This is a genomic window from Dehalococcoidia bacterium (genome assembly GCA_035528575.1).
GTDB lineage: Bacteria > Chloroflexota > Dehalococcoidia > E44-bin15 > E44-bin15 > DATKYK01.
The window spans coordinates 43,878-62,764 of the sequence record DATKYK010000020.1; the positions used below are offsets into that span (position 1 = coordinate 43,878).

The 18,887-nt window shown below is 52.6% G+C and carries 24 protein-coding genes; 13 read left to right on the plus strand and 11 right to left on the minus strand.

Translation table 11 applies throughout. From position 1 onward, the window contains the following. Positions 1 to 13 precede the first annotated feature (13 nt). From VMX96_03810 to lepB, 6 genes are all read right to left on the minus strand, one after another. A complete protein-coding gene (locus tag VMX96_03810; protein HUU63029.1) occupies positions 14 to 1,447 on the minus strand; it encodes an amidase in 1,434 nt (477 codons plus the stop codon). A 90-nt stretch (positions 1,448 to 1,537) separates the two neighbouring features. Beyond that, positions 1,538 to 2,905 (minus strand): GH1 family beta-glucosidase, encoded by a 1,368-nt coding sequence (locus VMX96_03815; GenBank protein ID HUU63030.1) that lies wholly within the window; start codon positions 2,903 to 2,905, stop codon positions 1,538 to 1,540. Positions 2,906 to 3,234: 329 nt separating this feature from the next. Then, positions 3,235 to 4,095, minus strand: a complete 861-nt coding sequence (gene lsrF / locus VMX96_03820) for a 3-hydroxy-5-phosphonooxypentane-2,4-dione thiolase (GenBank protein HUU63031.1) — start codon at positions 4,093 to 4,095, stop codon at positions 3,235 to 3,237. 199 nt (positions 4,096 to 4,294) lie between these two features. Next, on the minus strand, positions 4,295 to 4,438 hold the full coding sequence (locus VMX96_03825; GenBank protein ID HUU63032.1) for a desulfoferrodoxin: 144 nt from the start codon (positions 4,436 to 4,438) through the stop codon (positions 4,295 to 4,297). 26 nt (positions 4,439 to 4,464) lie between these two features. Further along, complete coding sequence (locus VMX96_03830; protein ID HUU63033.1) at positions 4,465 to 4,584, minus strand: hypothetical protein; 120 nt, start codon at positions 4,582 to 4,584, stop codon at positions 4,465 to 4,467. Positions 4,585 to 4,676: 92 nt separating this feature from the next. After that, positions 4,677 to 5,231 carry a signal peptidase I gene (gene lepB / locus VMX96_03835; GenBank protein ID HUU63034.1) on the minus strand — a complete coding sequence of 185 codons (555 nt, stop codon included), beginning with the start codon at positions 5,229 to 5,231 and terminating at the stop codon, positions 4,677 to 4,679. A gap of 323 nt (positions 5,232 to 5,554) precedes the next feature. Between lepB and VMX96_03840 the strand changes: the two genes are divergently transcribed. The 10 genes from VMX96_03840 to VMX96_03885 all read left to right on the plus strand — a co-directional run bounded on the left by VMX96_03840 (position 5,555) and on the right by VMX96_03885 (position 12,957). After that, positions 5,555 to 6,310, plus strand: a complete 756-nt coding sequence (locus VMX96_03840; protein ID HUU63035.1) for a YebC/PmpR family DNA-binding transcriptional regulator — start codon at positions 5,555 to 5,557, stop codon at positions 6,308 to 6,310. Positions 6,311 to 6,389: 79 nt separating this feature from the next. Further along, positions 6,390 to 6,890: a crossover junction endodeoxyribonuclease RuvC gene (gene ruvC, locus VMX96_03845; GenBank protein HUU63036.1), complete on the plus strand. Its 501-nt coding sequence runs from the start codon at positions 6,390 to 6,392 to the stop codon at positions 6,888 to 6,890. Next, positions 6,887 to 7,459: a Holliday junction branch migration protein RuvA gene (gene ruvA, locus VMX96_03850; GenBank protein ID HUU63037.1), complete on the plus strand. Its 573-nt coding sequence runs from the start codon at positions 6,887 to 6,889 to the stop codon at positions 7,457 to 7,459. The genes ruvC and ruvA overlap by 4 nt, the downstream gene beginning before the upstream one ends. Positions 7,460 to 7,463: 4 nt before the next feature. Continuing rightward, a complete protein-coding gene (locus VMX96_03855) occupies positions 7,464 to 8,426 on the plus strand; it encodes a methyltransferase domain-containing protein (protein HUU63038.1) in 963 nt (320 codons plus the stop codon). Positions 8,427 to 8,442: 16 nt separating this feature from the next. Further along, positions 8,443 to 9,921 (plus strand): radical SAM protein, encoded by a 1,479-nt coding sequence (locus tag VMX96_03860; GenBank protein HUU63039.1) that lies wholly within the window; start codon positions 8,443 to 8,445, stop codon positions 9,919 to 9,921. 9 nt (positions 9,922 to 9,930) lie between these two features. Further along, positions 9,931 to 10,434: a Holliday junction resolvase-like protein gene (locus VMX96_03865; GenBank protein HUU63040.1), complete on the plus strand. Its 504-nt coding sequence runs from the start codon at positions 9,931 to 9,933 to the stop codon at positions 10,432 to 10,434. 129 nt (positions 10,435 to 10,563) lie between these two features. Then, a complete protein-coding gene (locus VMX96_03870) occupies positions 10,564 to 12,054 on the plus strand; it encodes a tetratricopeptide repeat protein (GenBank protein HUU63041.1) in 1,491 nt (496 codons plus the stop codon). Positions 12,055 to 12,056: 2 nt separating this feature from the next. Continuing rightward, positions 12,057 to 12,179, plus strand: a complete 123-nt coding sequence (locus VMX96_03875; GenBank protein HUU63042.1) for a hypothetical protein — start codon at positions 12,057 to 12,059, stop codon at positions 12,177 to 12,179. Positions 12,180 to 12,229: 50 nt separating this feature from the next. Further along, positions 12,230 to 12,685: a hypothetical protein gene (locus VMX96_03880; protein ID HUU63043.1), complete on the plus strand. Its 456-nt coding sequence runs from the start codon at positions 12,230 to 12,232 to the stop codon at positions 12,683 to 12,685. A gap of 119 nt (positions 12,686 to 12,804) precedes the next feature. Continuing rightward, complete coding sequence (locus VMX96_03885) at positions 12,805 to 12,957, plus strand: hypothetical protein (protein HUU63044.1); 153 nt, start codon at positions 12,805 to 12,807, stop codon at positions 12,955 to 12,957. A 55-nt stretch (positions 12,958 to 13,012) separates the two neighbouring features. Here the strand turns inward: VMX96_03885 and VMX96_03890 are convergent, their stop codons facing one another. Continuing rightward, positions 13,013 to 13,330, minus strand: coding sequence for a hypothetical protein (locus VMX96_03890; GenBank protein ID HUU63045.1), 318 nt, complete (start codon positions 13,328 to 13,330; stop codon positions 13,013 to 13,015). Between the two features lie 115 nt (positions 13,331 to 13,445). Here VMX96_03890 and VMX96_03895 point away from each other — a divergent pair, with 115 nt between their 5' ends. The 3 genes from VMX96_03895 (at position 13,446) to VMX96_03905 (ending at position 15,837) form a co-directional block, all read left to right on the plus strand. Next, positions 13,446 to 14,042, plus strand: coding sequence for a site-specific integrase (locus tag VMX96_03895; GenBank protein HUU63046.1), 597 nt, complete (start codon positions 13,446 to 13,448; stop codon positions 14,040 to 14,042). 69 nt (positions 14,043 to 14,111) lie between these two features. After that, positions 14,112 to 15,146, plus strand: a complete 1,035-nt coding sequence (locus VMX96_03900; GenBank protein HUU63047.1) for a hypothetical protein — start codon at positions 14,112 to 14,114, stop codon at positions 15,144 to 15,146. Positions 15,147 to 15,453: 307 nt separating this feature from the next. Beyond that, positions 15,454 to 15,837, plus strand: coding sequence for a hypothetical protein (locus tag VMX96_03905; protein HUU63048.1), 384 nt, complete (start codon positions 15,454 to 15,456; stop codon positions 15,835 to 15,837). A gap of 37 nt (positions 15,838 to 15,874) precedes the next feature. Here the strand turns inward: VMX96_03905 and VMX96_03910 are convergent, their stop codons facing one another. The 4 genes from VMX96_03910 to VMX96_03925 all read right to left on the minus strand — a co-directional run bounded on the left by VMX96_03910 (position 15,875) and on the right by VMX96_03925 (position 18,463). After that, positions 15,875 to 16,069, minus strand: coding sequence for a hypothetical protein (locus tag VMX96_03910; GenBank protein ID HUU63049.1), 195 nt, complete (start codon positions 16,067 to 16,069; stop codon positions 15,875 to 15,877). Positions 16,070 to 16,328: 259 nt separating this feature from the next. After that, positions 16,329 to 16,805, minus strand: coding sequence for a hypothetical protein (locus tag VMX96_03915; GenBank protein HUU63050.1), 477 nt, complete (start codon positions 16,803 to 16,805; stop codon positions 16,329 to 16,331). A gap of 205 nt (positions 16,806 to 17,010) precedes the next feature. Beyond that, positions 17,011 to 17,484, minus strand: coding sequence for a hypothetical protein (locus tag VMX96_03920; protein ID HUU63051.1), 474 nt, complete (start codon positions 17,482 to 17,484; stop codon positions 17,011 to 17,013). 253 nt (positions 17,485 to 17,737) lie between these two features. Beyond that, entirely contained in the window at positions 17,738 to 18,463 is a 726-nt protein-coding gene (locus tag VMX96_03925; GenBank protein ID HUU63052.1) for a hypothetical protein, read from the minus strand. Positions 18,464 to 18,887 lie beyond the last annotated feature (424 nt).

An 18,887-nucleotide genomic window follows, 5' to 3' on the forward strand; every position in this document is an offset into this window, starting at 1 on the left:
CGGCTCGCTAAACCTATGCCGATACCGGTGGCCGGCGTCCGGCCCAGGGACGCGCCTCCTCTAGCTGCGCGGCAAGGCGGAACAGGGTCGCCTCATCCCCGAAGCGCCCGATGAAGTGAGTGCCCACCGGTAGCCCCTCGGCATTCCAGTACAGGGGCACCGACATAGCAGGCTGCCCGGTGAAGTTGCAGAGCGGCGTGAATGGACAGAACACCACAGCACGGTCGAAACCCTTCATTGGATTATCCGGCGGAGAGTCGAAGGTGCCCAGTGGCACCGGCGGCTCGGCCAGCGTCGGGGTGAGCCAAACATCATAGTCGACCAAGAAATGACCGATGTCACGGGTCACTCTCTGGAGCAACGTCACGGCGATGAGATAGGCCGGTGCGCTAGTCTGGCGACCCCTCTCGCACAGGGCCCAGGTGAGAGGTTCGAACTGATCCGGGGTGGCGGTACGGCCGGTCAGAAAGGCGTAGCCATCCACGGCCATGGCGGCACCTGCCTCCCACACGGTGATGAACGGCTGAATCACCATCTCACCGACTATAGCCGGGGACGCCTCCACCACCTCGTGACCGAGATCAGCACACAGCGCCGCTGCCTCGCGCACCGCGCTGACGCAGTCGGCATGCACCGCTCCACCGGTGAAGGCCTCGGTGTTAAAGGCGATGCGCAGCCGCCCGTGGTCGGCGCCCACCTCCTTAAGGAACGGGCGCGCCGGCGGCGGGGCCCAGTACGGGTCGCCGATATCGGGGCCAGAGGTGGCATCAAGCAGGGCAGCACTGTCCCGCACCGAGCGGGTGAGGGCGTGATCGATGGTAAGCCCACCGAGGATATCGCCGTAATCGGGGCCGGAGGGGTTGCGCGCCCGGGTTGGCTTCAGCCCGAAGAGTCCGCAGCACGAAGCCGGAATACGTATCGATCCGCCGCCGTCGTTGCCATGCGCCGCGGGAACCAATCCGGCGGCCACCGCGGCGGCAGAGCCCCCGCTGGAGCCGCCCGTGGTGTAGTCGGTATTCCAGGGATTGCGGCTGGGTCCGAAGAGACGCGGCTCGGTGGTCGGGACGAGGCCAAACTCCGGCAGGTTGGTCTTCCCCAAAATAATGAGTCCGGCGCGCTTCAGCCGTGCCACAAATTCACTGTCGTGATCGGGCACGTAGTCGCGCAGGAAGGTTGACCCCGACGTCATCGGCACCCCGGCGTAAGGAGCAAATATGTCCTTGAGCAGGTAGGGCACGCCGGCAAAGGGTGCATCGGGTAGCTCGCCGCTGGCAGCGGCGCGCGCCTCCTCAAACATCGGCGTCACCACCGCATTGAGGGTTGGGTTCAAGCGCTCGATCCGCTCTATAGCAGCGTCCACCAGCTCGATGGGCTTGACCTCCCTTCGCCGCACCAGCTCGGCCTGGGCGGTGGCATCGAGTTCGACAAATGTATCTAATTTCGCCATGGTTATCCCCCTTTCTTTACAGGCTAATACGCTGATTTCATGCAACTACACCTCACCGACGGCAAATCTGAACCCTGTTTTTCAGCCCGATCAGGTTGGTTTCACCAGTCCATTATCAGCAATGACCTGCTTGTACCAGAGCGCGCTATCTTTAGGAATGCGCCGCTGGGTCTGGTAGTCCACCCAGACAATGCCAAAGCGCTGCGCGTAGCCCCTGTTCCACTCGAAATTGTCAATGAGCGACCAGACAAAATAGCCCGCCAGGGGAACGCCGCACTCAATGGCACGGTGGGCAGCCATAAAATGCTCGCGCAGATAGCTCAAGCGCCGCTGATCCCGTATCCGTCCGTCGCCATCGGGACCATCCGAATAGCTTGCACCGTTCTCGGTAATATAAAGCTTTCCCGGCTGATACTCAAAATACAACCGGTTCAGCAACCGGTAGAGGCCATCGGGGTTGACCGGCAAGCCCATCTCGGTGCACTCCACATCGGGCTCCGGGGAGACCGGAGACTGATTTCCTCCCTCCTCTTGCAGCACTATAGCGGTATAATAGTTGACCCCCAGGAAATCGGTGGGGGCGGCGATGGCATCCAGGTCGCCTGGCTGGACAAAGGTCAAGCCCTCGGGAGGTAAATTGCCGGCGGCGATGTGATCGGCCACGAGGTCAGCGGGATAGTGGCGCCCATAAAGCGGATCCAGATACCAGCGGTTTGAGTGGCCGTCTAATTGACGGGCGATATGAAAGGTGGCAGCAGCAGATGAGGCAATCACAATGGGAATGAAGAAGAGGGTGATACCAACCTCTGCATCGGGGCTGTTGCGGCGCAGCACCGGCACTGCCCAACCGTGGGAGAGCAGCAGATGGTGAATGACCTTGAGTGAAGCTGCGGTATTTGTTAGCCCCGGTGCATGTTCGCCTTTTTGATATCCCATAACCGCAACCGAAAACGGCTCGTTGTGGGTAATCCAGTGGTTCACCCGGTCCCCCAGGTGGCGGCTCAGGACATCGGCATACTCCACGAAGGCTTCGGCAGTCGAACGTGCCGCCCATCCACCCCCCTCTTGCAGGCCCTGCGGCAGGTCCCAGTGATACAGGGTGGGAAAAGGCTGGATTCCTGCCTCCAGCAGCCCATCAACCAGGCGGCTGTAGAAATCAATCCCGGCCTGATTCACTTTCCCCCGTCCGGCGGGAAGTATGCGGGGCCAGGACACGGAGAAGCGATATGCCTCAAGGCCAAGTTCCTTCATCAGGGCGATGTCCTCGCGCCAGCGGTGGTAGTGGTCACAGGCCACATCGCCGGTGCTGCCATCTTCAATGGTGCCATGGGTGTGGGAGAAGCGATCCCAGATCGATTCGCCCTTACCATCATCGTTCCATGCACCCTCTATCTGGTACGCCGATGTGGCTGCCCCCCAGATAAAGCCATCGGGGAAGCTAAGAAACCCAGGTCGCATCAAATATCCTCCTATTTGCAACTGACAATAGCAGCTAGCACCGTTTTGACTGTTCTTTGGTATAGACGCCAGAATCGGCCTTCTGGGCATGGTTGGCGCATAGCGCTATCATACCTTCGGGATTATGATGCTGATACTCTCTCCAAGGCGGATCAAAGTGATGCCATGTCAAGAACGGGCTGCCGCAACCGGGGACGGGGCAACCATAATTCACTTCTTGCCGCAACGTCTTGCATACGCTCGCTGGTGGTTTTCTGTTCATTTTTTTTGTTGTATCAATATTGCCCAATAGCTTCCAAGACGAATCAAGCATTGGCCTGATCCAGCTGCTACTCTTGTTTTCCACTCTTTACACTATCGTATATTCCTTGGGCCTCTTCCGGGGTGGCATTTTCGTGAATGATGGCGCGCAGCGCACGGATCATTGCCACCGGATAGTCGTTCTGCCATACGTTCCTGCCCAGGTTCACCCCCACCGCCCCCCTCTGAATGCCGTCGTGGACAAAGTCGAACACCTCACGCTCCGTATCCACCTGGGGACCGCCAGCTATAACCACCGGAACGGGACAACCCGCGGTAATCTTCTCAAAGCCCTCACACCAGTAGGTTTTTACCACACGTGCGCCCAGCTCGGCGGCGATGCGACTGCACAGAGCAAGGTAGCGGGCGTCTCGCTTCTCCAGCTCTTTGCCCACAGCGGTAACCGCCATCACCGGAATGCCGTACTTCTCTCCCTCGTCGACCAGCTTGGACAGGTTCAGTAGCGATTCACGCTCATAGTCACTGCCGACAAAGATGGAGATGCCTACAGCAGCCACATTAAGCCGAATAGCCTCCTCCATGGAGGTCGTGATACCTTCATTGGCCAGGTCTTTTCCCACCATGCTGGTGCCTCCGGAAACCCTGAGGATGACCGGCTTAGCGCTATCGGGCTCTATCGATGAGCGCAATACACCCCTGGTAACAAAAACGGCGTCGCAGTAAGGGAGGAGTGGCTTTAGAGTATCGCTCGGTTTCTCCAATTTTCGGGTAGGCCCCTGGAAATACCCATGATCGATGGGCATAAAAAGACAGCGGCCGTCCGATTGGATAAGCTGCGCCATGCGGTTTTTCATTCCCCAATCCATGCTGAGAATCCCCCTTTTCAAGCGGTGTGCCCGTAGTTTAGTGATTCGATTGCGTTTAGTCAAGTCGCTTTTGATACCTTTTTACAACCCAGCATTCCTATTGCCAGCGGCAACACTGAAGATGAAAAAGATAAGTTAGCCAACGTATTGCGCGAAATATTATTCTCGTGGAAATTGTAAAAGCGTCAAAAAAGACACCTCACCATAAAAGCAAGGTGCCTTTTTAAAAACAGTGTTATATATCTACCGTCGGTCGCTGTCCCTAGTCCGAAGAGGGCAGCGGCCTGGGCTCCTGGATCTCCATTTCCTTATCGCAACAAATGACCGAACCGTCGCCAGCCTTTACACACAATACCTCTGTCTGGCATACCGAGCATTTAAACCGCTTACCCAGTTGATTTGCCACTGGCCATTCCTCCTTTTTCTACATACCTACTTCTTTAGGGTCATTGGCTGACCGCAGCAAGTTAGCTTGCCTTGGCCCGCCTTGGTAACAATGAATTCTGTGCCGCACTTCTCACAGAAGTATCTCTTGCCCACTTCGTTCGCCAATTTAACACCACCTTCCGATATCTATAAGTCCTCAATAATTATAGCCTGCCTCCAAAGCTAGGTCAACACCTCTTAATGGCGCAGCCCCAGCTTTAATCCCGGTCATAAGAGACACCTCTAATGAGGTGCCAATCGCTCAGTGGCCAGTAGACAAGCCATGCCCTGCCGGTAACGTTCTCCCGCGGCAGCATTCCCCACCCGCGGGAATCGGTGCTGTGGCTGCGGTTGTCCCCCATAACAAAGTAGCTGTTTTCAGGCACTTTAGTGCGGGGGTATATAGGATGGTTTACACCCTCTATATAGGGCTCCTCCAGCGGCTCGCCGTTAATATATACATAGTCCGTGGTGACCTGCACCCACTCGCCGGGCAAGGCTATTACCCGTTTTATGAGCCCCCTATGCTCCTGGGGATGCTCACATGTGATTACATCCCCCCGCTGTGGGTCTGCGAACCAGTAGGCCACCCTTACTTTCATCACGCCCTGGCCATCATAAATGGTAGGCTCCATGGAATGACCCTCCACCGTGAAGCTGCCCAGTGTGATAAAAATCGCCAGCAGGAAAAGCAGTGCCACCACAAGGCTGCCCAGAAACCTCAGCCGGCTGACTTTTCCGGCAAAGACCTGGCGAACAGAAATCTTCTTCATCACAATCAAACATGCCTCTTGCCAGCGGTAACACCGAGTTATGAAAATGTTGCGCGTCTACGCCGGCTTTTTCTGCCAGTACTATGGAAGCAGGAACCCGGAGACCGATCGGTCTGGATTCCCGCCTTCGCGGGAATGACATGGGCGTAGAGTTCATCCAAACATATCAGGGCTCTATTTTCTTAGTAGTGACAGACACTGTCGCTCCATCTTCGTGGCAATGACAATCCATAAAAGAATTTTACGCCATTATAAACCTTTTGACCTGAAGCAAGCGAGGTGATAGAATTTGGTAGCAATAAATAATTAGTTGGGAGAGGCAAATGTCAGGTCATTCCAAGTGGTCCCAGATCAAGCGCCAGAAGGGGATAACAGACTCCAGGCGAGGTCAGCTTTTTACCAAGCTGAGCAAGGAGATTGCGGCTGCGGTGCGCCAGGGTGGCGATAGCCCGGAGATGAACTTCCGCCTTCGCCTGGCCGTCCAGAAAGCCCGCGATAGCAATATGCCAACGGATAATATTGAGCGGGCCATCAAGCGAAGCTCGGGTGGAACCGAAGGGGCAAACTTCATTGAGGCCAACTATGAAGGCTATGGCCCTGGGGGCGTCGCCATCCTAATTGAGACGCTCAGCGATAATCGCAACCGCACCACAGCGGAGATACGCAACGTGTTCTCTAGATGGGGCGGTAGCATGGGGGAAAGCGGTTGTGTCACCTGGATTTTCCAGCCCAAAGGGGTGATTACGCTGACGGCGGGGGACGCAGAGGAAGAGGAGCTGACCTTATACATCATTGATTCTGGAGCGGAGGATATTAAGCACATCGACGGGTCACTGGAGGTGCACACCAAGCCCGAGGATCTGGAGGGGATCAGAAAGGCCCTTGAAGAGCGAGAACTGGATATAGTCTCCGCCGAGGTATTGATGGTGCCCACCAGTGTGGTGATGCTCGATGAAAAGGCGGCACTTCAGGCGCTTAGACTCCTGGACAGGCTTGAGGAGCTGGATGACGTTCAGCGGGTGTTCACCAACGCTGACTTCCCCGATGAGGCCCTGGAGAAGTATCGCAGTCAGGGATAGATTCGCCCGCAAACGACTTCTTGAGCAATTGCTTTGAAATTACAGGTCGGCTTTCTATAACAGAACCGTTAGAATGAGAATGCGAGTATTAGGCATCGATCCCGGCACCATAAGCCTGGGCTATGGTCTGGTAGATGAGGAAGCGGGGCAAATCACTCAGGTGGCCTGTGGTGCTTTGACCGCTCCCCCTAACACGCCACTGGCGGAGCGTCTTTATGCCTTATTCCTGGGGCTTCGCGACATCATCGCCCGCTATCAGCCAGAGGAGGCTGCCATAGAAGAGCCCTTCGTGGCCAAGAACGCGCGCTCCGCCCTGGCAGTGGGGCAGGCGATAGGGGTAGCAACGGTGGCGGTAACCGAGAAGGGGATCCCAACTCACCACTACACCCCCACCCAGGTAAAGCAGGCGGTAACCAGCTACGGGCACAGCGGGAAGGGGCAGGTGCAGGAGATGGTATGCATCCTGCTGGGGCTTTCCTCCCCCCCCGAGCCCTCCGACGCTGCCGATGCCCTGGCAGTGGCGATATGCCACATCCAGGAGAGACGCATCTCGAGGATACTGGCAGAGCAGGGAATATGATCGCTGGTCTTGAGGGAAAACTCCAGTCCCGGAGCACCAATGGGGCGATTATCAAGGTGGGCGGGGTGAGCCTTCAGGTTTATATGCCCTCCTCCACACTCAGCAAGCTCGGAGCCATCGGTGAGACGGTCAATCTCCATACCCATCTCTACCTCAGGGAGGACAATATAACCCTCTATGGCTTTGACACTGCGGAAGAGCTCGATCTCTTCCGCACCCTCATCGGCGTACGCGGGGTGGGACCCAAGGTGGCCCTGGCAATACTTTCGGCGATGGAACCCGGCCATCTGGCCCTCGCGATCGCCACCGGAAACGTCGATCTCCTATCCAGTGTGCCCGGGGTAGGCAACAAGATGGCCGGTCGCCTGGCGCTGGAGCTTAAGGGGAAGCTGGAGGGCATCATGGTAAGCGCTCCGGCTGAAGGAGATGCCGAGGTGGTTGCGGCGCTAACCAGCCTGGGCTACAGTGCTTCCGAAGCCGCCTCCGCCCTCGCGTCACTGCCCGATTCCGCAGAGCTCTCCGTCGAAGAGAAGATAAAGCGGGCATTGCAGTACTTCGCCTCTCGTTGATACAATGAATCGTAACCTGCTTGAGCTTTTGGCCTGCCCGGAGTGCGGGGAGGCAGAACTGGCGCTCCTCCCCGGGGATACGCTTGCTTGCTCCTCCTGTGCCTCCCGCTATCCCATCATTAACGGCATCCCTCACATGTTGCCAGCCCACCTCGCCGCAACACTCCGGCAAAAAAAAGACTACCTGGAGAGGCTGATGGCGGCGATGCTCCGGGGAGAGGACCTTAAAAACCGGGGCAGCCCGGAGCTCGACCGCTTCATGTGGGAGCACCACCTCTATAACTGGGGGAAAGCGGTAATCTACAGCGACTCCAGAGCGGCTGAGATATTCGTTCAATATGCGGAAAAGGGGGCCCGCAGGCTGTGCCGATTTCTCCAGGAAAGGGCTGGTGGGGTTCATGGCAAGCGCCTGCTCTATGTTGGTAGCGGGAACGACCGCCTGGTGTCGCTACCACTGGAGCAAGCGGGAGCCTTCATGGTTAACCTGGATGTGGTGAGCGATTCGCTGGAGGATCTCATGGCGGCCGGGGCAGAGAACTGCGTCTGTGGCGACATCCGCCGGCTCCCCTTCCGAGCCGAGGCCTTCGATGTGGTCTTCTCCAAGGGCTCCATTCATCACTCCCACCCTGTAGCCGAGCCACTCCGATCTATGGCCAGGGTGGTCAAGCGGGGGGGGCATATCATCGTTGCCGAGCCGAGCAAATACATGCTCTCCCGCCTGCCCAGATTTCTCCTGCCCGCTGGATTGGGGTACCCCACACCCTATGAGGATGCCATCTCAGCCGGCGAGGTGATGAGCATCCTCGCCAAAGAGGGTATTTCCCGATTTCAACTCGCAACCCTTACCCACGCCCCTCCGGGGACGCCGGCACCCCTCGCTCGCTTATGGGAGCGCTTTGGGAAGGCGATGCCCTGGCTATTTAAGCGTTTCGCCTTCGAGTTTATGGTGTATGGGCGGAGGGTCTAGTTTAAGGAGGACTCATATGAGAATCGCCTTCGTTTACATCGACCCCAGCTACCAGGTTATGGGGCCCTTCCATGTGGGGATCGCCTCTTTAATTGCCTCTCTGAGACAGGGGGGGCATGAATGCCAGTTCTTTCACCTCATGGGCGATGTGGCTGAGGAGGAATATATCGACTTCCTGGAAAAGAATCGCCCCGATGTGGTGGCCTTCTCTGTAATGACGAACGCGTTCCCCCATGTCGCCCCGCTGGCCTTGCTCACCAAGCGTCACTCCGATGCGCTGACCATTTGTGGCGGCGTCCATGCCACCCTGTGCCCCGATGAAGTGATCGCCGTTGAGGGCATCGATGTAGTCTGCCGCGGAGAGGGGGAAGAGCCACTTTTCGACCTGTGCCAGGGGCTGGAAGAGGGAAAGGATTTTTCGAACATTTCGAACATCCCTAATCTATGGGTTAAACAAGGCGAAGAGATTCATAAAAACCCGCTGCGGCCGCTCATTGCCGACTTAGATGCCTTACCCTTCCTCGATCGGGAGGTCTTCCCGTATAAGGATAGCTTTGACCTTCAGTTCATGAAGCGGGGCGTCTTCATGGCTTCCCGCGGCTGCCCCTATAACTGCGCCTACTGCTGCAATCATGCCATCAAGCAGTTATACGGTGGCGACATGTATATCAGGTTCCGCAGCGTTGAAAGCATTGTGGAAGAGGTGGAGATGGTGATCAGGAACTTCCCCCAGGTCGAGTACAACGTCTTCCACGACGACCTACTGCCGATGAAGAAAGAGTGGTTCGCCGATTTCGTCACGGAATATCGGAGAAGGATAAAGCTGCCCTTCGAGATGAACTGCCACCCCAACCTGATGGACCGGGAGATTGCCCAGATGGCGAAGTCGGCGGGGTGCTCGCTGATGCGCTTCGGGCTGGAGAGCGGCAACGACCATATCCGCCGCAAGGTTCTCGACCGCCCTGTGAGCACAGAGCGTATCATCAATGCCTTCGCCTGCTGCGATGAGGCGGGGATCCAGACCCTGAGCTACGATATGATCGGGCTGCCGTTTGAGACCAGGCCCCAGATTCTGGACACCATCAAGCTCAATGCCAGGGTGAGACCGAAGGTGATGCACGTCTCCATCTTCTACCCCTATCCGGGGACAAAAGCCTACGAGATATGTAAGCGGGAAGGCTTTGTGACCGATAAACACATCGATACCTATTATGAGGACAGCGTGCTTCAGCAGGAGAGCGTCTCGGCGGAGCAACTGAGGGCTTTGAGAAGGCGCTTCGAGTTTTTCGTTCGCCTGTATTCCTGGCGTTATCGGTTGCCCGGATTTCTGGGCAAAATCGCCGAGAAGATTATCGATATTGGCATTCTGGCAGCCACCAGCCGGCGGGTGCTCAGGGCATTGGGCGGGAGAGCGGGGCAAAAGGGGGAAAGCGATGGTGCCGGCACATGCTATACTTTAGGGGAGGGGGAGGTCAGGGTCTGGGGCGAGGAGTAAGGGGGTATTATGGATACGGTTGTCTATGTAATTTTCGCTATAGTTGTCCTGGCGCTGCTGGCAGTCATCGTGGTGCTGGCGCTCAGGCCGCGCAGGGTAGAGATTCCGGACATCGCCAGCATGGAGCAGAAGCTCCTTTTCGCCCTGGCCTCGCAGACCTCGGTTAAAGAGATACAGGATATTCTAAAAGATTTGCCCCGCGACGTGATGCAGTCGATCACCGGCAGCCTGAGCAAGCGTACCGGCAAGCTCCACGAACTGCTGGCCACGCTGGAGATGACTAAATATGACCGCTTGTTCTACCTGGAGTCTCCGATAGACTTCGTAGGAATCAAATACGACGAGGGGGTGGACTTCATCGAGGTGAAATCGGGCAAAGCACGCTACACCGACGATGAGAAGAAGCTGCGGGAATTGATAGAAACGGGGCGGGTATACTATGTACCTCTAAAGGTTGAGCGAATAAAGATTCCCGATGAGATAGACACAGAGGAGATGGAGACGGGGGAGTAAGGGGAGATAAAGACTGTGAGCTGTCTTGGCCTGATCACAGCGGTCGCAACAATATGGGGATACCTATCATCGCCGATTAGGTGGCTCTTTAGGCTGTACCGCCGTTTCCAAACAGAAAAGAGGATAGCGGTGGAAGATGTAGGCGTCTCGTTGGAAAACCTCAAGAAACTACTTGACGAGCAACTAGCTAAGGAGACAAACCCTGAGAAAAGACAAGCCCTTGAGGATAGATTAGAAGAACTGAATGCGGCGGAGAGAGGCTACTATATGGCGAGGCTAAAATCAGCCCTTGAGCGAAGCGACCTGCCTCCGTACGATGCCCTAGTGGCCAACGGTGAACGGGTGCTGGAGCCTGAGAATAAGGCGAAACTCACTGAAGCAGTTACCCACCTCGACCTCCTGCCACCCCCACCCACAGCGGATGATTTCATGGCTTCAGCCACTGCAAACTATGCCCTGGAGCGCTATGAGGCGGCTCTCGCAGACTTGAACCAGGCCCTTAACTTAAGACCTGATTACCATGAGGCCCTCAACAATCGGGGCATCATCTACCGTCACCTGGAGCGCTACGATGAGTCCCTGGCAGACTATAATCGCGCCCTGGCGCTAAGACCTGATGACCCGGACACTCTTAACAACAGGGGTGTAACCTACGGTAGCTTAAAGCGCTACGATGAGGCCCTGGCCGACTATAATCGCTCCCTAGCGCTAAGACCTGATCACCCGGACACTCTTAGCAACAGGGGTGTAGCCTACGATAGCTTAAAGCGCTACGATGAGGCCCTGGCAAACTATAATCGCTCCCTGGCGCTAAGACCTGATCACCCGGACACTCTTTACAACAGGGGTGTAACCTACGGTAGCTTAAAGCGCTACGATGATGCCCTGGCCGACTATAATCGCTGCCTGGCGCTAAGACCCGATCACCCGGACACTCTTAACAACAGGGGTGTTACCTACTATAGCTTAAAGCGCTACGATGAGGCCCTGGCCGACTATAATCGCTCCCTTCAGCTAAGACCTGATCACCCGGACACTCTGAACAACAGCGGTTTAACCTACGATAGCTTAAAGCGCTACGATGAGGCCCTAGCAGACTATAATCGCGCCCTGGCGCTAAGACCCGATCACCCGGACACTCTTAACAACAGGGGTGTTACCTACTATAGCTTAAAGCGCTACGATGAGGCCCTGGCAGACTTGAACCAGGCCCTCAACTTAAGACCTGATTACCATGAGGCCCTCAACAATCGGGGCATGATCTACCGTCACCTGGAGCGCTACGAGGAGGCCCTGGTAGACTATAATCGCGCCCTTCAGCTAAGACCTGATCACCCGGACACTCTTAACAATAGAGGAGCCACCTACTCAAAAATGGCGCGCTATGACGAGGCACTCTCCGATTTTAACCAAGCCCTCAAGATAAAACCTGATTACCCGGATGTCGTCTACAACAAGGCATGCTTCTTCTCACTAAAGCACAAACCAAAAGACGCCATTTCCTATTTAGAGAAAGCTATAGGGCTGGATGAGAAATGCCGGCAGGATGCTGCAACCGAGAGCGACTTCGACAATATTAGGGATAACCCCCACTTTAAGAAACTCATCGCTGGGGATTAACCATGCCATCCTTCAAGATCGTCTCTGACTTTCAGTCTACCGGAGACCAACCCCAGGCGGTGGACAGGCTGGTGGAGGAACTAGAGCGCGTCGGCATCGCCGAGGGGTTGGAGACGGGGGAATAAGGGGTTAGGAGTGAAGCGGATAACCGGTTTTTAGATAGGGCGATAAAACAATGGTTATAAAGGCGGCTCTCACACTATTGGGGATAATCGTGGTGGCGGTTGTAATCTTTAGCATTGGAATGTGTGCGTTTACGGATGAGGGTTCAGTATCCTACACGGACATCAAAAAGTCGATGGGGGTAGCGGTGCCCGCTTACGCGCTCCAGGCGCATTCGGCCAATCCGCCAACTACGGGCGAAACGGTTACTATAGACAAGGGAACGTTCGAGATTATCGACATCTGTAAAATAGTAGATACCGTCTCATTCGAGCCAGAAGTCCTGGAGGCACTGCTTCTATCCTGCGCCGATACCACCCATGACAACTGCGAGCCTGGACCCTGTAGCTGTAATACAAATGCCCACTACGTCTGGCTGGTAGACGATGAATTGAACGTTTATTCAACGTGTGTGGGCAATGACTGCGCTGACAATAATGAGGATGGCTATCAGGGCGTCTGGCCCTGAGCTCCTGAGCTATCAATAGAGTTGAAGATAAAGTAGGATGGGTGCAACCCATCGAATTGTGCTAAAGGTGGGTTATGCTGCGCTGCACCCACCCTACAGTCTAAAATAGTAAGATAGCCATGCCACCCTTCAGGATCGTATCTGATTTCAAGCCTACCGGGGACCAGCCGCAGGCGGTGGACCGGCTGGTCGAGGGGCTGGAGCGCGGCTATAAGCACCAGACGCTGCTGGGCGTGACCGGCAGCGGCGAGGAGATGGACACGGGGGAGTAGGGGGGTGAGGAAAAGACAAAGCCGGGAATACATAAGTTTGGGAGGGGCTAAATCCTTATGCGGCGCGAAATAGCTTTCTGGGTAGGCCTTGCACTATTAGTAGTGCTCTGCATTGGGCTGGCTCTAAGCGGTCGGTGGCTTCCCAGGCCGCCTTCAGCGTCTCAGCTACCTCAGGGCCATAACGCCGAGGACGTCCCTGACGCTTGACCGACCGCGGCAGGTTGCCTCGACGCAGCAAACGGACTGCTGCCTTACGGTGGTAGCCCGTGACCTGGGTGAACTCGTCTAGCATCCGTCCCTTCTCCTTCTTGCCAGCGCCAAGGTAGCGACCTCGCACTGCCTCGGTGTACTCCCGTATGCTGCCTCTTGTCATGCTCCCCTCCATGGGTAACAGTTTTTTTGAGGCAACAATACATCATTTAATAATAGGGTTAAAACACCTACCTACTTTCCTATAATGGGTCGGCTTCCTACGAAGGAGCTAGCTCATGCCAGGTAAACCGAAAGGCTTGTCCTGCAAAGAGGATGCCCTAGACCCTCAACAGGTAACCGAACTTCTGTTGGTTTGTTCTAGCCTCCGAGACAAATTTATCATCTACAGTCTGATATTTGCTGGGCTGCGGGTATCGGAACTCAAGCATTTACAGAGGGCTTGGTTTAACGCCGAAGAAGAAACCATCACCATTCCAAACCGACAGACTTGCGAGTGTAAGGAGTGTAAGAAGAAAAGGAACTGCAAATGGCAACCAAAAACAAAAAAGGGGGCTAGAACCATACTGATACACCCGAAGCTATTGCCAGTCATGCATGAGTTCTTAGCTGGCCATGAGGAAATAGGCTTAACTAGAACCAGGATATGGCAGATAGTTCAGAAGCTAGGCAGAGATGCAGGGATACCTCATGTTTACCCCCACGCTCTGAGGAGCACAGCAGCCACTATCATGGCCTATAAAGGAGTATCGGGACCCACGCTACAGTACGATTTCGGATGGGCTAGGTTGAGCAGTGCTGAGGAGTATGTCAAGTCAGACATGAAGCGCGCCCTGAATGAAACCAGGGAGATATATCAAAAGGAGAGTGTGTAGGATGTAACATTGTATATAGGAATGTTAAAACTGAACGTGATAAAGGGGAGTTTTGAATAGGGGGATTATATGACAGTAGAACAGTTAGTGAAACTCATCAACGAAGTATGCGGTCTGGTCGAAAAGTGGGCTAAAGCATGTATATATTACACGATGGCAACTCACAAACTAGCACTCATAGATTGGATGCCTGCGCTACAGCTATTAGCACCACCAGGATCAGGGAAAACCGAGCTCATGAAAGTTTTAGGGCGTATTTGTTATCGCCCACATTGGATTGCATGTTACGACAAAATGACCAGCGCAACGCTTAGAAACGAGTTAGAAAAGGCAAAGAAACGGACTGCTCTTATCGAGGAAGCCGACTTGTATCCGAATAGGACAGAGTTGGAGCGGTATCTAATTAATAGAGCAAGCACAGCTACATCTGCTCTCTCAATCACTCAGCAAAAGGCGACCTCTGCAGGGGCTATAAGATGGGTCACAAGCAAATTATACATACCGGGAGCTACTATCATACACGACAGGCACGGCCTTGACGATTTGGCATCCGAGCGGAGGGCTATTGTCGTAAATATCAGGAAACAGAAAAGGGGAACCTTTCTAAAGCCAGACGCGACGCAATTGAAAAACTTATCACTACCGGCCTTTGATTATGGCACCATCCCATCTGAATTTCATTCGCCAGAGACGACAGGTAGCGGGTTGGATACGTGGGAACCGTTGATAAGGATTGCCAGCTATTTAAAAGACGATTCATGGCTTCAATGGGTATGGAATGAGGTTGCTGACTTCAATGAACGCCTTGCCGATGGGAATCAGTACGAGCTAGAAATGACGGTTTTTAAGGCTGTCATTGGAGCCTTCAATAAGAACACAGGAATGCTGATGGTAAAAGACCCACTGCCTCTGAAAGATGTTACCGAAATTGTCAAAGAAGAATTCCCTTGGGTCAAGGGGAAAACTGTAGGTACAACACTGCGGAAACTCGGTTTTCATAAGGATGATTTTAGGACTATAGGTGGCAATACAAAACTAATCACGACGGCTGAACAGTTGAAGGAGATAGCTAAGGAGATTGGCTATCAGGATGACCAATTATGAGAATATTAGAAAATGCCGAAAAAATATGTATATATACAGATATATATAGTTTTATTCTCATATTCTCATGCAAAGGAGTGAACAGTGAAACGAATAGTATGGGGCTGCGAAGTTTGCCACAAGGAAGCAGAAGGAGCTAGCCCCCCGCCTGGATGGATCGAGACTTCATTTTGGGATAGAAAAGCTGAAAAATACCGGCGACAGGCTTTCTGTTCGAACGAATGCGCAATCCAGTGGCTCTCCAACAACCAGGAAAGACTGAGGTCGAGAGGATAACCAGAGCCAAGAATTCGAAGAAGGCATTAGTATGAGACTGCTGATTATTAGCCCTGAAAAGTTCGCTGCCGAGTTCAATCAGGTAGTGCCCGGCGCATATCGGAGCATAACGGTTCAAGATATCCGAGACCTGACTGAGTGTGGCCTGATTGGCAAATATGGTTATTATGGGCGTGCAGATTTGGAAACTGTCAGGGCTGTCCTTCAGTATGAGCAACTGAGGCAGAATCGCCAGAAAAAAGACGAAATCAGGGACAGTAACGGTGCCATTCACTGCCGTCGGTGCGGAACACTATTAACCGCTAAACCTAATGGCAAGAGGGGAAGACCAAGCGAGTACTGCACTGATTGTGAACCTTTTCGAGGAAGAGAGCGGAACAGGAAATGGCAAAGAAAAATGCTAGCATTGCGGTGAGTAATGCGGATTTTCAGACCACTTAATGACACTAATTCTAAGCCTCCTTCTTAGTCTGCTTTGAGAATCTCGCTACCCACTTACGACTGAGCTCCCATCCGTGATTCTCAAGCCCTTCGTATTCCCAACCCTCATGCTCAGCCTTGGCAATTACTTTAGCCAAATCCTTTTCGTTAACATGGCCTGACCACCACCTTTTCTTCACCGGGACATGTTTGACCTTCTTTGGCACAATTCACCCCCTTATCGGTGAGATCTTGAAGCTTAACAGCATCGGTTGTACTTTAAACACATTCGTCGCTAACTGTCAAGAAAACGTGATATTAGGAGCGAGAACAGCTATCAAGCTCTAGGACGCGGCGCTGGCATGATGCGGCATGTAGGACAAGTAGGAAAGCCTAGAGATTGTGCAGAGGTATACCAGGTCGGTTACCTTTGAGGATAGCCTGAAGTTTTATAAGCCACCGTTGGAGTGAAAGAGTGCTATAACATCATTTGCAATCTTGTAGTATTTCATCCTTATATGTAAACACAAAACTCCTCACGCTTTGAAGTTCAGGGTCTTGAATATCGCCAATTTTTTTCTGTAGTCTTTTGTCTTGCAGCATGTCCTCAATGCTTACTACAACTTCAGGAGTCGCCTCTGTTAGCCACCACTTTATATAGTCCAAAATATTATGTAGATACCAAGCTCTTACGAACTCTTGACCTTTTTGTCGTAGGAATTTAAGCTGGATTGCTCTGATATTCTTATCAGTTCTACTAGAGTCATGTCTTGTGAAATCAGCCGCAGTCATGCTAGTGGGTCTACCTTTACTATAAATCCTAGCGTCCGACTCCATCTCACAAAAATTTATATACTCCTGACATTTCTTAGGAAAATCTATGAGATTATTAATGAAACTGGAGATTTCACTCGGTATTCCCATTCGTTCAGCCCATTTATCATGGATTTTCCATTCAGGCATTTTAATCTCCTATTCCTTAGCGCTTATTGATAGCCAAGTTTGTTTATTGCGACGATACTCTGATAGGACTTGCTAGTCAATAAAATGTTAATAACAGAGGGGCCACACATTCTCGGATAGCCCCCTGTAATCCGCCGCGCTAGTCTTAGATTGCCTTACAATGGACTCCTATCAGCCAATTTCTAAGCCGACTACTATAAGTGTGCTAGATTGGTTCAGTTGATGCTGTTCCTTCTGGGTTCACTTTACCCTTCCCTACCCACGCCTTTCTATAAAGATTAAAACTCAGGAATCCGTGGAACACTTGTATTTGAGGTATCCCAATATCAGCCTCAAATTCTTTTTTATTGGGACTTATTCTATTGGTGCGATGCCCCCCGTACCCCCCCATTCCCCTTTCAAATAAATCCTTAATATTAGCTGTAACCCCCTCAATATCCACATCCAGTGCATCAGCCTTTTCATCCCATCGAAACCAAAACCCTGGCAGTGACTTCTTACGAGGCTCTAACTTTGCGACAACCAGCAATCCAGTAGGTGTTATCTCATTTTCTTGACATGGCTCTAGGTTATAGTTTTCATCGCAAAGATAATCAATCTGTATATTTAATCCGAAGCACCTAAAAGCTATTCGTTCATAACCTTCACCTTCTTGTCTTGAACCTTTCCAACCACCCATGTGGCTTCCTCCTTGCACTCTTAAAATGCGCCTAGATGGACCTACTTCTTTTTTGTTGCAATTATCACATAGTTCCGTATCAATATCTTTCCATTTGCCACACTTAGGACACTTATCAAGCTCAATCTGTATTTCGGCATTACGCTACGGGTTAAGCTTTATGCCATTTGTACTAGTCTTTTGCGGTGTCTATCTAGTAAAGCAGATGGAAATTCAACGGCGTCGCGTATAAGGACTGAACGCTAGGACGGAATCATAAACGATCATTTGCCAGGCTAGCAATGAATTCCTTGAGGCGACTTGATAAAACGAGTTGTCGTTCTATCTCAGCCTCCAATTCATGCAAGCCTCGTATGTTACCGAGGGCCTCCTTTACATCTGGGTCGTCCAGATCCCCGGGTGAGGATTCAACTATCAACTTGTGGCATGTAGCCAGTATTAGAGTGGTGATGTCCTGGAAGATCTCGATGCACTTTCTGTACTCTTTCTCGTTAAAAGATACACATGAGGGACAGGATGCGCAGTCGGGTCTGCTAATGTCTGTTGCCTTGAAATTAGGGTGTAAGAAATTGTTTAATTTTCTGATCTTTTTCTGTAGATCCGCTTTGTATGTTGGATCTATTACTTTTTTGGCAAGTAGCCATGCCAATAGGAAATCCTGATCAAGGTACTCCTTCTTTCTCTTATCGTCGCTGATAAAGGCTTCGTTTCTATCTTCCTCCGGCACAACGTATCTGTCCTGTTTCGTAAATTTATTGTACTCCTCTTTTACCGTCTGTCGGGCTTTCTCATCGTCACCGGACTGTAGCAGTTTCGCGTCCCAATATAGCCCGGTCAGGAAGTTCTCTATCACCGGCCTAAAGATTTGCATTGCATTTCTATAGTGGCCAGTAAATACTAGGAGTAAAACCGCCTTCAGGTCTCTTATACACTGATTATACATTTCAAATGATAATTCATCCGAAATCTTTACTAACAACTTACAGAGACATTGAATCAGTACACCGAATTCGCATGGAAGATGAACCTTATTCTTGACTGTTGATTCGTAAAGGTAGAGCTCGCCACTCTCGTTGCTATCGACTTCGCGATAGAGATTCGTACATGGCACAACGCCACACTTCAGGCAATTGTGTCTGTTGCCACTTCTCTTTAGGATTCGCAGCCAGCTTCCCATATCACGATACCTGTGTCTACTCAATCTGAATATATAGAGGAATGCCTAATGACTGAACTTGACCTGCCTCCGATCATTATAACATTGTGGAGACTTAGTCAAACGGGAATCATTAGAGATGGTGCAGTGCTATACTCGCTCAGTCAGCTTTGAGGATAGCTTGAAGTTTTATAAGCCGCTGTTCGATATAATTTAGATACAGGTAGGCTATTGACATTACTATAGT

Bases quoted from the DNA above. Each gene is read 5' to 3' on its own strand.
- VMX96_03900 (HUU63047.1), top strand. From the start codon at position 14,112: ATGACAGTAGAACAGTTAGTGAAACTCATCAACGAAGTATGCGGTCTG.
- VMX96_03875 (HUU63042.1), top strand. From the start codon at position 12,057: ATGCCATCCTTCAAGATCGTCTCTGACTTTCAGTCTACCGGAGACCAA.
- VMX96_03895 (HUU63046.1), top strand. From the start codon at position 13,446: ATGCCAGGTAAACCGAAAGGCTTGTCCTGCAAAGAGGATGCCCTAGAC.
- VMX96_03915 (HUU63050.1), bottom strand. From the start codon at position 16,805: ATGCCTGAATGGAAAATCCATGATAAATGGGCTGAACGAATGGGAATA.
- VMX96_03840 (HUU63035.1), top strand. From the start codon at position 5,555: ATGTCAGGTCATTCCAAGTGGTCCCAGATCAAGCGCCAGAAGGGGATA.
- ruvA (HUU63037.1), top strand. From the start codon at position 6,887: ATGATCGCTGGTCTTGAGGGAAAACTCCAGTCCCGGAGCACCAATGGG.
- VMX96_03865 (HUU63040.1), top strand. From the start codon at position 9,931: ATGGATACGGTTGTCTATGTAATTTTCGCTATAGTTGTCCTGGCGCTG.
- VMX96_03855 (HUU63038.1), top strand. From the start codon at position 7,464: ATGAATCGTAACCTGCTTGAGCTTTTGGCCTGCCCGGAGTGCGGGGAG.
- VMX96_03920 (HUU63051.1), bottom strand. From the start codon at position 17,484: ATGGGTGGTTGGAAAGGTTCAAGACAAGAAGGTGAAGGTTATGAACGA.
- lepB (HUU63034.1), bottom strand. From the start codon at position 5,231: ATGAAGAAGATTTCTGTTCGCCAGGTCTTTGCCGGAAAAGTCAGCCGG.
- ruvC (HUU63036.1), top strand. From the start codon at position 6,390: ATGCGAGTATTAGGCATCGATCCCGGCACCATAAGCCTGGGCTATGGT.
- VMX96_03860 (HUU63039.1), top strand. From the start codon at position 8,443: ATGAGAATCGCCTTCGTTTACATCGACCCCAGCTACCAGGTTATGGGG.
- VMX96_03905 (HUU63048.1), top strand. From the start codon at position 15,454: ATGAGACTGCTGATTATTAGCCCTGAAAAGTTCGCTGCCGAGTTCAAT.
- VMX96_03890 (HUU63045.1), bottom strand. From the start codon at position 13,330: ATGACAAGAGGCAGCATACGGGAGTACACCGAGGCAGTGCGAGGTCGC.
- VMX96_03885 (HUU63044.1), top strand. From the start codon at position 12,805: ATGCCACCCTTCAGGATCGTATCTGATTTCAAGCCTACCGGGGACCAG.
- VMX96_03810 (HUU63029.1), bottom strand. From the start codon at position 1,447: ATGGCGAAATTAGATACATTTGTCGAACTCGATGCCACCGCCCAGGCC.
- VMX96_03815 (HUU63030.1), bottom strand. From the start codon at position 2,905: ATGCGACCTGGGTTTCTTAGCTTCCCCGATGGCTTTATCTGGGGGGCA.
- VMX96_03880 (HUU63043.1), top strand. From the start codon at position 12,230: ATGGTTATAAAGGCGGCTCTCACACTATTGGGGATAATCGTGGTGGCG.